This window comes from Curvibacter fontanus (assembly GCF_054780335.1).
The window spans coordinates 34,874-47,486 of sequence record NZ_BAAGWN010000004.1 but is presented as its reverse complement, the minus strand read 5'-3'; the positions used below and the strand labels follow the sequence as shown (position 1 = coordinate 47,486).

Here is a 12,613-nt window from a genome sequence, read left to right as displayed (position 1 = left end):
CCTCCGTTTCCCTGAAGGAAACTTTTAGCTGGTTGGAAAAACCTTCCGCGGCACGGCTGGACCGGTTGGCGGATGCGACTGTGGCAGGAAGGAGCCTTAGTACAGGGGGCGATTGTGCCACCGAATGAACGGCGGCGCATGGCGGCTTATGAATTTAGTCGCTGCTTCTTATGATTTCGCCACCGCACCCACCAGCTCACGCACCTGCTGCAGGGCCGTCGGGTCGTCCAGCGTGGTCAGGTCGCCCGGGTCGCGCCCCTCGGCCACGGCCTGCAGGGCGCGGCGCAGCAGCTTGCCACTGCGCGTCTTGGGCAGCAGATTGACGAAGAACACGCGCGAGGGCCGCGCCACCGCGCCCAGCTGGCTGTCCACCACCTTCATCACCTCGCCTTCGAGCCTCAGGCGCGCGGCCGGGTCGCCCAGGGCGCCGGCATCACGCGCCACGGCAAAAGCCATGGCCACCTGGCCCTTGAGCGCATCGGCCACGCCCACCACGGCCACCTCGGCCACATTGGGGTGGCTGGCGATGCACTCCTCGATCTCGCGCGTGCCCAGGCGGTGGCCGGCCACGTTGATGACGTCGTCGGTGCGGCCCAGGATGAAGAAATAACCATCCTTGTCGCGGATGCCCCAGTCGAAGGTGTTGTAGATCAGCCTGCCCGGGATGCTCTTCCAGTAGGTGTTCACAAAACGCGCGTCGTCGCGCCACACCGTCTGCATGCAGCCCGGCGGCAGCGGGCCTTCGATGGCCACCACACCTTTCTGGTCCGGCCCCGAGAGCTCTTCACCCGTGCTCTCGCTGATGAGCTTCACATCAAAGCCGTACATGGGCACGCCGGGACTGCCGAACTTGCTGGGCGCCTTCTCCACGCCGTTGGCGATGGTCAGGACGGGCCAGCCCGTCTCGGTCTGCCAGTAGTTGTCGATGATGGGCACGCCCAGGCCCTGGCTGATCCACTGCGCCGTGGGCTCGTCCAGCGGCTCGCCGGCCAGGTAGAGCGCCTTGAGGCTGGAGAGGTCGTACTTCTTGAGGAAGGCCGGGTCCTGCTTCTTGAGCACGCGCACCGCCGTGGGCGCCGAGAACATGCGCGTGACCCTGTACTTTTCCACCAGCCGCCACCAGATGCCGGCATCGGGCCGGATCGGCAGGCCCTCGTACATCAGCGTGGCCATGCCGGCGATCAGCGGGCCGTAGACGATGTAGCTGTGCCCCACCACCCAGCCGATGTCGCTGGTGGAGAAATAGGTCTCACCGGCCCGGCCCTCGAAGATGTACTCCATGCTGGCCGCCAGCGCTACGGCATAGCCGCCTGTGTCACGCTGCACGCCCTTCGGCTTGCCCGTGGTGCCGCTGGTGTAGAGCGTGTAGCTGATGTGGGTGGCATCCACCCACACGCAGGGCACTTGCGTGTTCAGATGCGACTCACGCAACTTGGCCCACAAGTGGTCGCGCCCTGCCGTCAACGCCATGGGGGCCAGCTGGCGGTCCGCCAGCAGCACAGCCGAGGGCTTGTGCTTCGAGAGGCGTATCGCTTCGTCCAGCAGGGGCTTGTAGGCCACCACCTTGCCGCCGCGCGAGCCCGCGTCGGCGCTGACCACCACCTTGGGCTCGGCGTCTTCGATGCGCGAGGCCAGCGAGCCCGAGGCAAAACCACCGAACACCACCGAATGGATGGCCCCGATGCGCGCGCAGGCCAGCATGGCAAAGGCCGCCTCGGCCATCATGGGCATGTAGATCAGCACGCGGTCGCCCTGCTCCACCCCCAGGGCACGCAGGCTGGCCGCCATGCGCTGCACCTCGGCGTGCAGCTCGGCAAAGCTGTAGGTCCTTTCCTGATCGGTCTCGGTGCTCACGTAGATCAGCGCGGCCTGGTCGGCGCGGTCCTTCAGGTGCCGGTCCACCGCGTTGTGGCACAGGTTGGTGGTGCCGCCCGCGTACCAGCGCGCAAAGGGCGGCTGGCTGTCGTCGCAGATCTGCTGGGGCTGGGTCTGCCAGTCCACCAACCGGGCCTGTTCGGCCCAGAAGGCCTCGCGCTCGGTGATGGAACGTCGGTGGAACGCGGCGTAAGAACTCATCCAGGCTCTCCTCGGTTTATCTGTCTTGGAACTGAATTCATAATTATGGACATGCATCTTTCGGCAAACTGACGCTTTGGGCGCATCTCTTGCCCCCAAAATGATTCAAGTCAAGCTTTCCGTCTTGTAGGCCGCCACCAGGGACGCGGCGGCCAGCGTCGCCAGAGCCACAGCACCAGCAGGCCGAACAGGGTGTAGGCCAGCACGAAGACCCAGGGCGGCAAGTCGTAGTACAGCAGGCGCTGCACCCAGTCTTCGATGAAGCTGCGCTCGTAACCAGCCAGCCGCGCCTGGTGGCGCAAATGGTTTTCCAGCTGGGTCAGGGGACAGGTCGCGCCCAGCCAGGCCTGCAGCACCACGAAGGCGATGGCCCCCAGATGCGCCCAGCGGAACAGCGGTGCCCTCACCCAGCGCCAGCCCAGCGCGCCGCCCAGCAGCACCGCCAAGGCCCCGCCCAGCACGAAAACCACCACTGCGGCATGCAGGGTGAGCACCGCGTCGGCCAGCAAACGCCAGAGCTGCAGGGTGTCCATGATGGCCGCATGATAGGGCCGCATGCGGCGCGGCCGCCAGCCGGTTTCCCCTACACTCCCTGGCATGCTGCACAGCCCCATCAAACACTGCAAGAACTGCGGCGTGGCCGTGGTCTACCGCATCCCCGACGATGGCGACACGCGTGAACGCGCCGTCTGCCCCGCCTGCAGCACCATCCACTACGAAAACCCGCTCAATGTGGTGGGCACCGTGCCCCATTGGGGCGACAAGGTGCTGCTGTGCAAGCGCAATATCGAGCCGCGCAAGGGCAAATGGACCCTGCCCGCGGGCTTCCTGGAACTGGGCGAAAGCACGGCCCAGGGCGCGGCCCGCGAGACGCATGAAGAAGCCGGCGCCCAGATCGAGATGGAAGACCTGTTCACCATCATCAGCCTGGCCCGTGTGGGCCAGGTGCACCTGTTCTACCGCGCCCGCCTGCTGAGCGACCAGTTCCTGCCGGGGCAGGAAACCATGGAAACCCAGCTCTACGCCGAGCACGAGATCCCCTGGGACGAGATCGCCTTTCGCACCGTCAAGGAGACGCTGGAGCGCTACTTTGCCGACCGCAAGGCCGGCCGCTACCAGGTGCACGACGTGGATCTGGTCTGAGCCCCTGCCCTCCGGCCGGCGGCGACATAAACCCTTACATCTGCCCGTTTTTCCGGCTTTCAGAAGCCCGGAAATGGGAGTACATTGACTTGCGGCATGCGAAAAGCGTGAACTACTTCACGCCCCATGCTGCGCCACCCAAAGACCAGAGACATGAAACGGCAAGAGCATTTTTGGAATGTCGACCTACGGGAAGTCTTCAGGGAATGGCTCTCCCAGCTCTGGACTTTTTTCCTGACTTTGCTGACTTTCATCGGCATCGGCCTGCCCGTGCTGATCTCCATCTTCGTGCTGTGGTATCTTGCGGGCTTCCCACGCATCTCCTGGTAACCACCTGAGGCGGTGGCGCCCTGACACTTGCACGGCGGCCCGCGCCTTGTCCGTGCAAAAGCGCCCCAAGTGAAAAACGAGTCTGACTTCCTGCACGCCACGCAGGACCTCCCCACCGGCCCCGCCATCGTCCACCTGCCCCTTTACCGCGCCGGCTCGCGCGTGGGCTACCAGGGCCGCGAATACACCGTGGGCCACGTCGTCGTCACCCGCAGCCAGTTGCTGGTCTACCTGCAGGAACTGGGCAGCTCGGTGGACGCCGACAGGCTGCAAGTCGCCCCCACCCGCATGGTCCTGCAGCGCAGCTGAGAACGACGGGCAAGGCACGCTCCAAAAAGAAGCCTGAGGAGTTGGTCAGCCCGGAGGGGATCGAACCCCCGACCCACAGCTTAGAAGGCTGTTGCTCTATCCAACTGAGCTACGGGCTGACGAGAATGAAACAGGTGGCGGATCATACCGCCCGGCCCCGCAAAACACCGCGCGGGGACAAAACGGGGGCAGGGCCTCGGCCACGCCGGTCACGCCGCAGCTCAGCTTGAAGCGCGCCGAATTGGCAATGGCCAGCGGCCGCGCCGTCATGATCGGGGCTTCCTTGTGCCGCATGCCGATCTTGCGCAGATCGGGCTCGTCGGAGTGGCGCTCGCTCATCACCAGCGCGATCACGCTCGAATGAGCCCGCGCATGATGGGCTAGGCCCTGAGCGTCAGCGTCAGCGCCAGCACCGTCATGCGGCATTGGCAAGCGCACGGCCTGAAGCCGCACGTCGTTGGAGGCTTCAAGCTCTCGCGCGAGCCGCAGTTCGTGCAGCCGTTCGAGGATCTGGACCAGAAGCGCGCGCGACATCCTGCAAAGGTCATTCGTGCCAATCGCCACTTGAGTTCCAGACAGAATGAAACACTACACTGTTGAAACCTTCATGAGTCATGGCGAGCGCCTCACATCCGTTCAGGCTGAACGGCAAGTTGTCATGCATAAAGAAAACATCGACAGGTGCAGCACAGCACCCCCTGTCCATCCAGTATCCGATCATCGGCCAGCATCTGGCGCGCAGCACGCCTGGCCGGCCCTGCGCACCGCCGGCACGCAAGCGACGCGCCGGCTCAGGCACATCCCGACTCTTCTTCTGGAGGTTTCTCATGGCTGAGCTGTTCGACAACCCCATGGGCCTGTGCGGCTTCGAGTTCGTGGAATTCGCCTCGCCCGCCCCTCGCACCCTGGAACCCCTGTTCGAGAAAATGGGCTTCTCGCTGGTGGCGCGCCACCGCAGCAAGGACGTGCTGCTCTACCGCCAGGGTCACATCAACTTCATCGTGAACCGCGAGCCCAAGAGCCTGGCGGGTTACTTCGCGGCCGAGCACGGGCCCAGCGCGTGCGCCATGGCCTTCCGCGTGCGCGACTCCCACAAGGCCTATGCCCGCGCGCTGGAGCTGGGCGCGCAGCCCGTGGACGTGCCCACGGGCCCCATGGAGCTGCGCCTGCCGGCGATCAAGGGCATCGGCGGGGCGCCGCTGTACCTGATCGACCGGTATGAAGACGGCAGGAGCATCTACGACATCGACTTCGAGTTCATCGAGGGCGTGGACCGGCACCCGCGTGGGCACGGCCTGAAGATCATCGACCACCTCACGCACAACGTGTACCGCGGACGCATGAGCTTCTGGAGCCAGTTCTACGAGCGGCTGTTCAACTTCCGCGAGATCCGTTACTTCGACATCCAGGGCGAGCACACGGGTCTGAGCAGCCGAGCCATGACGGCGCCCGACGGGCAGATCCGCATCCCGCTCAACGAGGAGTCGGGCAAGGGCGGCAGCGGGCAGATCGAGGAGTTCCTGATGCAGTTCAACGGCGAAGGCATCCAGCACATCGCCCTGCTCAGCGACGACCTGATCGCCACCGTCGACGCGTTGCAGATGGCTGGCGTGCCGCTGATGACTGCGCCTAACGATATTTATTACGAGATGCTGGCCGAGCGCCTGCCCGGCCACGGCGAACCCGTGCCCGAGCTGCAGGCGCGCGGCATCCTGCTGGATGGCAGCACCGGCGCCGGGCCGTCCCAAGCCGGTGCCCCCTCCCAGGGGGCAAGCGCCGGAGGCGCCTCGGGGGGAGCCCGTGCCTCAGACGGCAAGCCCCGTCTGCTGCTGCAGATCTTCAGCCAGACACTGCTGGGCCCGGTGTTTTTCGAATTCATCCAGCGCAAGGCCGACGAGGGCTTTGGCGAGGGCAACTTCAAGGCCCTGTTCGAGAGCCTGGAGCGCGACCAGATCCGCCGCGGTGCGCTGAAAGTGGGGAACTGAACCCGGCTCAGGCCGCCGCCATGGCGCGATTGCGTCCCTGGTGCTTGGCCAGGTAGAGGGCCACATCGGCCTCCTTGAGCAGGGCTTCGGCGTCGGCCCCATGGCGCGGCGTGGCCGAAGCCACGCCCAGGCTGATGGTGACCACGTCGCAGGCCTTCGAATGGGCGTGGGGCATGGCCACGGCCTCGACGGCGGCGCGGATCCTTTCCGCGAAGGCGCGCGCCTCCCGGGCGGTGGCGCCGGGCAGCACGAGCACGAACTCCTCGCCGCCGTAACGCGCGACCAGCTCGCCGGCGCGGCGCGCCTCGGCCGCCAGGGTGGCGGCAACGCGGCGCAGGCAATCATCGCCGGCCGGGTGGCCGTAGTGGTCGTTGTAGGCCTTGAACTCGTCGACGTCGATCAGCACCAGGGCCAGCGGCAGGGACAGACGTGCGGCGCGCTGCCACTCGATCTCCCAGACTTCGTCGAAACGCCGGCGGTTGGCCAGGCTGGTGAGCGCGTCGGTGCTGCTGAGCGCGGCGAGCTGGTGGTTGGCAGCCTCCAGTTCGGCGGTGCGCTGGCGCACGCTGACTTCGAGCTGCTCGTTGGCGGTTTCAATGGTCTGCTGCAGGCGGGCCTGTTCGACCACTTCGCTGCGCAGGCGGCGCGAAAACATGAGGCCCACCCAGATCAGCAGGCCCAACGCGCCCACGCGCAGGGCGTAGGCGGCGTTGCGCATCAGCGCCAGGCGCCGTGCCTTGTCGGTCAGTTCCTCGGTGAGTGCCGTGATGACGGACTCGGTGGTGATCTCGTAGATCTTCTTGGCCAGCACGTAGTCTTCCTCGAAGAGCACGGCGCGCGCGCGCGGCCAGTTGCCGGCGTGCATGTGGCGCAGGCAGCGGGCCTCGATGGTGCGCAGGCCCTTTTGCAGATCGTGCAGCACCGAGATGTCGCCCGAGAGATGGAGCTCCCGGCTGAGCTCGGCCACGGCGCTGACGGTGGCCATGAGGTTTTCGTTGACGCTGTCGTAGCGGCTCACGCGCATGATCTTCTGCTCCAGCACGGCGCCGCTGAGCAGGCTGGTGAGCTCCTGCTCCAGGCGTACGATGCGCTCCAGCCGGGTGTTGATGCCCAGATGGCGCACGTGCATGTCTTCGTTGCGCACGTCCACATAGGCCCCCAGCACAAAGGTCAGGACCAGGATGGCCACCGCGATGTAAGTGCTGCCCAGGTACCTCATGTTCGACTTGTTGGCGAGTCCAGGGGGAGAGCCTCCCGAAAAGCGCAGAGACTATTCTGCAGGGCCGAAGGGCCGCAGTACAGCCCCTAGGCCAGCTCCGCAAAGATTTATCGGAACAATTTCCCAATACCGGGTACAATCCGACAGCCGATGCAACTTGCTTACCTTTGCATCAGCTGTTGTCTGACTTGGTTCGCGGCACCTACAAGCCGTCCACCTCACCTTCTGGCCGCGCTCACCGGCCCCGGTCGTCAAACTCCCCCTTCAGCGGCGAGCCCTATCCCCGGTCTGTATTTCCTTCCCTGGACCGGACACCCGAAGCGGCGTGTGCCGCAACGTCGAGCCCCAGGGCTGACGGTTTTCCCTGTTTCCTGCGACGCGTACCGATACGCGCGCCTTTAGTTTTGATGAATACCACCCTAGAAAAAGCATTCTCGGTGGGCAAGTACCTTGTCTCACCCCTGACCCGAACGACCGACTCGGGCAAGTACACGGCGTCCGTGTCCATCCGTAGCGGCAGCGGCCGCGGCACCTCCGACCGTGTGTACCGTTTCGTCCCCGAATTCGCCACCCGCGAAAGCGCCCTTCAGTACGCCGTGGCCGAAGGCCACAGCTGGCTGCAACAGCGCCAGGCCTGCGCTGCCTGACCCCCTGCACTGTCACTTACCCACGAGGAACACCCCCATGGCCAAGGAAGAACTGATTGAAATGGAAGGCAAGGTCGAGGAAGTGCTGCCCGATTCGCGCTTTCGCGTGACGCTGGACAACGGCCACAGCCTGATCGCCTACACCGGCGGCAAGATGCGCAAGCATCACATCCGCATCCTGGCTGGCGACAAGGTGTCGCTCGAGCTCTCGCCCTACGACCTGGGCAAGGGCCGCATCACCTTCCGCCATCTCCCTCCCCGCACCGGCGGCGCACCCGCGCCCGCCCGGCGCACGTTCCGTTGACCGTCCATCCGGACGGTCATTCCCCCTGCGTCACAAGTTGCATTGCGACCCACGGCGCTTTTTTTGAAAGGCTCACTCATGAGCAGCAAACTTTATGTCGGTAACCTCTCCTACTCGGTGCGGGACGACGATCTGCAACAGAAATTCGGCGAATTCGGCTCTGTCCAGTCCGCCAAGGTCATGATGGACCGCGACAGCGGCCGCTCCAAGGGCTTCGGCTTCGTGGAAATGTCCAGCCCGGCCGAAGCCGAAGCTGCGATCCGCGGCATGAACGGCCAGAACGTGGACGGCCGCGACATGGTCGTAAACGTTGCCCGTCCGATGGAACCCCGCACCGGTGGTGGCGGCGGCTTCGGCGGCGGTGGCGGCGGCCGTCGTGAAGGCGGTGGCGGCGGTTACGGTGGCGGCGCCGGCGGTGGCCGCAACCGTTACTGAAGCCTCGGCTTCCTCTGAAAAACCGGCCCCTGGGCCGGTTTTTTTATGCCTGTATGCGATGCGGGCCGGGCGGGTAAGATCAGCCCCTCGATAACGGAGGGATGGTCATGATCAGGTTCAGCGACGAACACGTGTGGGTGCGGGTGGAAGGCGATACGGGCGTGGTGGGCATCACCGTGCACGCGCAGGACACGCTCGGCGACATCGTGTTCGTGGAACTGCCGGCCCCGGGCAGGACCCTGGCCGCCAAGGACGTGGCCGGTGTGGTGGAGTCCGTCAAGGCCGCGGCCGACGTCTACGTCCCGGTCAGCGGCACGGTGACCGAGGTCAACGAGGCGCTGCGCGCCGACCCCGCACTGGCCAACAGCGAACCGCTGGGCGACGGCTGGCTCTTCAAGCTCAAGCTGTCCAAGCCCGCCGAGCTCGACGCGTTGATGGACGAAGCGGCCTACGCCAGCTTCAGCGCCTGATCCGGGCCCGGCGGGTGGCCGGGCTGTGTTTTCTTCCGGTCACCTTGCTGCCTTAAAACCGGAGCGGTCTCGGTCCATCGACCGGCTTTTCTTCCACCGCCCCGTCACCGCAAGATCATGGCCAGAGACGACTCCACCATGAGGGACGGCAACCGCTCCTCCAACCCCGGCATCCACGACCTTTCCGGCACGGCGCACGCTGCTGCGCGACGACCCGGGTGGCGCGGCCGCACCGACGAACCTGGCCAGCCAGGCGCTCGGCCACGGTGGTGATCCGCAAGCGCGATGGCAGTCTGATCGGGAGTTGAAACACCCCGAGCAGCCGCCTGGCGAAGCCAGCTCCGGGGGAGCCCTGATCTGACCCTTCGCGTTCGCAGTCCTGGCTACTTCCAGTAGCCCGGCGCGGGCAGCTCGTTGAAGACCTTGCGCAGCTGCTCGCCCCAGCGCTCGCGCAGGGAAGCGAAGTAGGGTTCCTTGCTGTCGATCAGGGCGTGGCGCTGCACCCGCAGCGCGTCCTTCTCGTAACAGAGCAGGTCCAGCGGCAGGCCGACCGAGAGATTGGACTTCATGGTCGAATCCATGGAGATCAGGCAGCACTTGGCCACTTCGTCCAGTGTGAGCTGGCCGCCGACCACGCGGTCCAGGATAGGCTTGCCGTACTTGGATTCGCCGATCTGGAAATACGGCGTCTCGGGCGTGGCCTCGATGAAGTTGCCGGCCGAATAGACGTTGAAGAGGCGCGGCTCCTCGCCCCGGATCTGGCCGCCGAAGATCAGGCTGACGTTGAACTCGATACCGAACTCCTTGAGCGACTCGGCGTCCCGCGCATGCACCTTGCGCACGGCATCGCCCACGATCTTGGCGGCAGAAAACATATTGGGCGCATTGCCCAGGTGCTTCTCGCCCTGGGCCTGCATCTGCACGCGCAGGCCGCTGGCCACGGACTGGCTGATGGCCAGGTTGCCGGCGGTCAGCAGCACCATCACACGCTCGCCCGGCACTTCGTAGATGTGCATCTTGCGGAAGGTGTTGATCTGGTCCACACCGGCGTTGGTGCGTGAATCGGAAAGAAAGACCAGCCCGGCTTCGTTGCGGACGGCGACGCAGTAGGTCATGCGGAATCACTTCGATCATTGGGGGAAGCCGCCATCTTAACGACAGCGGCGCCTGGCCCACCCGGGGGCTCAGGCCACTTCGGGCATGAGGAAATCCTGGCTGATGCGCAGGCCGATATTGTTCACCCGGTCCAGGAACTGGGTCAGGTAGGCATGCAGGCCGGTGGCCAGGATTTCGTCGATGCGGCCATACTGCAACTCGGCGCGCAGCTTGCCGGCATGGCGCAGGGTTTCGCTGTCCTCCTCGCTGCTGACCAGGCGCAGATTGCTCACCACCTCGTTCATGCTGGCGTGCAGGGAGCGCGGCATGTCGGGGCGCAGGATCAGCAGCTCGGCCACGCGCTCGGGCTTGATCACGTCGCGGTAGACCTTGCGGTAGATCTCGAAGCCGCTGACGCTGCGCAGGATGGCGCTCCAGTGGTAGAAGTCGTACTCCTGGTCCTTCTGCGTGCCGTTGCCTAAAAAGTCGCTCTGCACCGCGTGGAACTTCACGTCCACCAGCCGCGCGGTGTTGTCGGCGCGTTCGAGAAAGGTGCCCAGGCGCATGAAGTGCAGGGACTCGTCCATCAGCATGGTGCCCACGGTCACGCCGCGCGAGAGGTGCGAACGGAACTTGACCCACTCGAAGAACTGGCCCGGGTCGCGCTCGAACTCGCCGCTCTTGAGCATGCGGATGACCGAAAGCCAGGTCTGGTTCTGGGTCTCCCAGACCTCGGTGGTCAGGGTGCCGCGCACGGCCCGCGCGTTCTCGCGCGCGGCACGCAGGCAGGAGATGATGGACGAGGGATTGTCCTCGTCGCTGACCATGAACTCCATGACCCCCTGGGCCGTGACCTCGCCATACAGCGCCGTATAGGACGGCAGCAGCTCGCTGATGGACAGCAGTCCCTGCCAGCCCACCTGGGCCACGGCCGCCGACTGCGGCAGCAAGGAGGTTTCGTAGTTCACATTGAGCATGCGCGCGGTGTTCTCGGCACGCTCGGTGTAGCGGTTCATCCAGTAGAGGTGATCAGCGGTACGGCTCAGCATGATGATCTCCAGTTCAGATTTCGAGGATCCAGGTGTCCTTGGTGCCACCGCCCTGGGAGGAGTTGACCACCAGCGAACCGTCCTTGAGCGCCACGCGCGTGAGGCCGCCCGGCACCATCTGCACCTCCTTGCCCGTGAGCACGAAGGGCCGCAGGTCGATGTGGCGCGGCGCGATGCCCTGCTCCACAAAGGTGGGGCAGGTGGACAGGCTCAGCGTGGGCTGGGCGATGTAGTTGCTCGGGTTGGCCAGCACGGCCTTGCCGAAATCCTCGATCTCGGCCTGGGTCGCGGCGGGCCCCACCAGCATGCCGTAGCCCCCGGCGCCGTGCACCTCCTTGACCACCAGGTCCTTGAGGTTGGCCATCACGTACTTCAGGTCCTCGGCATTGCGGCACATGTGCGTGGGCACATTGTTGAGGATGGGTTTCTCGCCGAGGTAGAACTCGATCATCTTGGGCACATAGGGGTAGATGGACTTGTCGTCCGCCACACCCGTGCCCACGGCATTGCAGATGGCCACGTGGCCGGCGCGGTAGGCGTCCATCAGGCCCGGGCAGCCCAGGGTGGAGCCGGGGCGGAAGACCCGGGGGTCGAGGAAGTCGTCGTCGACCCGGCGGTAGATCACGTCCACCCGGCGCGGGCCGCGGGTGGTGCGCATGTAGACGAAATTGTCCTTGACGAAGAGGTCCTGGCCCTCGACCAGCTCCACACCCATCTGCTGGGCCAGGAAGGCGTGCTCGAAATAGGCGCTGTTGTACATGCCGGGCGTGAGCACCACCACGGTGGGTTCGGCCGAGGTCTCGGGGCCGGAGGCGCGCAGGGTTTCCAGCAGCAGGTCGGGGTAGTGCGCCACGGGCGCCACGCGGTGGGCGCTGAAGAGATCGGGGAAGAGCCGCATCATCATCTTGCGGTCCTCGAGCATGTAGCTCACGCCGCTGGGCACGCGCAGGTTGTCTTCGAGCACGTAGTATTCGCCCTCACCCTTCGCATTGGGCGCGCGCACGATGTCGATGCCGCTGATGTTGGAATAGACCTGGTTGGGCAGGTTCACCCCCATCATTTCGGGACGGAACTGCGCGTTGTTCAGGATCTGCTCGGCCGGGATCAGGCCGGCCTTGATGATGTCCTGATCGTGGTAGACATCGTGCAGGAAGCGGTTGAGCGCGTTGACACGCTGCACCAGGCCTTTTTCCATGCTGGTCCACTCATGCGCGGGGATGATGCGGGGAATCAGGTCGAAGGGGATCAGGCGCTCGGTGCCCGCGCCGTCCTCGTCCTTGGCGCCATAGACCGCGAAGGTGATGCCCACGCGACGGAAGATCATCTCGGCCTCCTCGCGGCGGGCTTTCATCACGTCGGCGCTCTGACGCGACAGCCACTGGGCATAACTGCGGTAATGCTCCCGCGCATCGGCTCCGGACACCAGGCCCTGCGATTGCGACTGGCTCTGTCCAGCGCCCTGACTTTGGCTCTGGCTTTGCCCGGCAAAGGGCGGCATGGGGTACATCTCGTCGAATTTCAGCATGGCGCCATCTCTCCTCCAAGGACTAC

15 protein-coding genes, 1 tRNA gene and 1 pseudogene are annotated in these 12,613 nt (G+C 65.3%); 8 read left to right on the top strand and 9 right to left on the bottom strand.

What is annotated here, in order from left to right; translation table 11 throughout:
* Positions 1-168: 168 nt before the first annotated feature.
* Both ACYVH8_RS01875 and ACYVH8_RS01870 read right to left on the bottom strand, forming a co-directional pair.
* Positions 169-2,133: a propionate--CoA ligase gene (locus ACYVH8_RS01875; RefSeq protein WP_460487179.1), complete on the bottom strand. Its 1,965-nt coding sequence runs from the start codon at positions 2,131-2,133 to the stop codon at positions 169-171.
* Between the two features lie 53 nt (positions 2,134-2,186).
* The gene (locus tag ACYVH8_RS01870) at positions 2,187-2,609 is read right to left on the bottom strand and encodes a DUF2784 domain-containing protein (protein WP_460487178.1); all 423 of its coding nucleotides are present in this window, start codon (positions 2,607-2,609) and stop codon (positions 2,187-2,189) included.
* A gap of 64 nt (positions 2,610-2,673) precedes the next feature.
* Here ACYVH8_RS01870 and ACYVH8_RS01865 point away from each other — a divergent pair, with 64 nt between their 5' ends.
* The 3 genes from ACYVH8_RS01865 to ACYVH8_RS01855 all read left to right on the top strand — a co-directional run bounded on the left by ACYVH8_RS01865 (position 2,674) and on the right by ACYVH8_RS01855 (position 3,858).
* Positions 2,674-3,219 carry an NUDIX hydrolase gene (locus tag ACYVH8_RS01865; RefSeq protein ID WP_460487177.1) on the top strand — a complete coding sequence of 182 codons (546 nt, stop codon included), beginning with the start codon at positions 2,674-2,676 and terminating at the stop codon, positions 3,217-3,219.
* Between the two features lie 126 nt (positions 3,220-3,345).
* The gene (locus ACYVH8_RS01860; protein WP_460487176.1) at positions 3,346-3,549 is read left to right on the top strand and encodes a hypothetical protein; all 204 of its coding nucleotides are present in this window, start codon (positions 3,346-3,348) and stop codon (positions 3,547-3,549) included.
* 69 nt (positions 3,550-3,618) lie between these two features.
* Positions 3,619-3,858: a hypothetical protein gene (locus ACYVH8_RS01855; protein WP_460487175.1), complete on the top strand. Its 240-nt coding sequence runs from the start codon at positions 3,619-3,621 to the stop codon at positions 3,856-3,858.
* A gap of 42 nt (positions 3,859-3,900) precedes the next feature.
* Here ACYVH8_RS01855 and ACYVH8_RS01850 read toward each other — a convergent pair.
* From ACYVH8_RS01850 to ACYVH8_RS01840, 3 genes are all read right to left on the bottom strand, one after another.
* A tRNA-Arg gene (locus ACYVH8_RS01850) sits at positions 3,901-3,977 on the bottom strand.
* Positions 3,955-4,392: a hypothetical protein gene (locus ACYVH8_RS01845; RefSeq protein ID WP_460487174.1), complete on the bottom strand. Its 438-nt coding sequence runs from the start codon at positions 4,390-4,392 to the stop codon at positions 3,955-3,957. Before ACYVH8_RS01845 ends, ACYVH8_RS01850 begins: the two co-directional genes overlap by 23 nt.
* 10 nt (positions 4,393-4,402) lie before the next feature.
* Positions 4,403-4,687, bottom strand: coding sequence for a hypothetical protein (locus ACYVH8_RS01840; protein ID WP_460487173.1), 285 nt, complete (start codon positions 4,685-4,687; stop codon positions 4,403-4,405).
* On the opposite strand from ACYVH8_RS01840, the gene hppD reads away from it, so the two are divergent.
* The gene (hppD, locus tag ACYVH8_RS01835; protein WP_460487172.1) at positions 4,686-5,843 is read left to right on the top strand and encodes a 4-hydroxyphenylpyruvate dioxygenase; all 1,158 of its coding nucleotides are present in this window, start codon (positions 4,686-4,688) and stop codon (positions 5,841-5,843) included. The two genes, ACYVH8_RS01840 and hppD, sit on opposite strands and share 2 nt — an antisense overlap.
* A 7-nt stretch (positions 5,844-5,850) precedes the next feature.
* Here the strand turns inward: hppD and ACYVH8_RS01830 are convergent, their stop codons facing one another.
* Entirely contained in the window at positions 5,851-7,062 is a 1,212-nt protein-coding gene (locus tag ACYVH8_RS01830; protein ID WP_460487171.1) for a GGDEF domain-containing protein, read from the bottom strand.
* Between the two features lie 407 nt (positions 7,063-7,469).
* On the opposite strand from ACYVH8_RS01830, the gene ACYVH8_RS01825 reads away from it, so the two are divergent.
* The 4 genes and pseudogenes from ACYVH8_RS01825 to gcvH all read left to right on the top strand — a co-directional run bounded on the left by ACYVH8_RS01825 (position 7,470) and on the right by gcvH (position 8,918).
* A complete protein-coding gene (locus ACYVH8_RS01825) occupies positions 7,470-7,709 on the top strand; it encodes a hypothetical protein (protein ID WP_460487170.1) in 240 nt (79 codons plus the stop codon).
* Between the two features lie 37 nt (positions 7,710-7,746).
* On the top strand, positions 7,747-8,013 hold the full coding sequence (gene infA / locus ACYVH8_RS01820) for a translation initiation factor IF-1 (protein ID WP_057676588.1): 267 nt from the start codon (positions 7,747-7,749) through the stop codon (positions 8,011-8,013).
* A gap of 78 nt (positions 8,014-8,091) precedes the next feature.
* Positions 8,092-8,433, top strand: a pseudogene (locus ACYVH8_RS01815) (RNA recognition motif domain-containing protein); the annotation flags it as partial.
* Positions 8,434-8,555: 122 nt separating this feature from the next.
* Positions 8,556-8,918, top strand: a complete 363-nt coding sequence (gene gcvH / locus ACYVH8_RS01810; protein WP_460487169.1) for a glycine cleavage system protein GcvH — start codon at positions 8,556-8,558, stop codon at positions 8,916-8,918.
* Positions 8,919-9,301: 383 nt separating this feature from the next.
* On the opposite strand, the gene ACYVH8_RS01805 is transcribed toward gcvH, so the two are convergent.
* The 3 genes from ACYVH8_RS01805 to ACYVH8_RS01795 form a co-directional block, all read right to left on the bottom strand.
* The gene (locus ACYVH8_RS01805) at positions 9,302-10,033 is read right to left on the bottom strand and encodes a peptidase (protein ID WP_460487168.1); all 732 of its coding nucleotides are present in this window, start codon (positions 10,031-10,033) and stop codon (positions 9,302-9,304) included.
* A 69-nt stretch (positions 10,034-10,102) separates the two neighbouring features.
* Entirely contained in the window at positions 10,103-11,062 is a 960-nt protein-coding gene (locus tag ACYVH8_RS01800; protein ID WP_460487167.1) for an alpha-E domain-containing protein, read from the bottom strand.
* Positions 11,063-11,075: 13 nt separating this feature from the next.
* A complete protein-coding gene (locus ACYVH8_RS01795) occupies positions 11,076-12,587 on the bottom strand; it encodes a circularly permuted type 2 ATP-grasp protein (protein WP_460487166.1) in 1,512 nt (503 codons plus the stop codon).
* Positions 12,588-12,613: the final 26 nt, after the last annotated feature.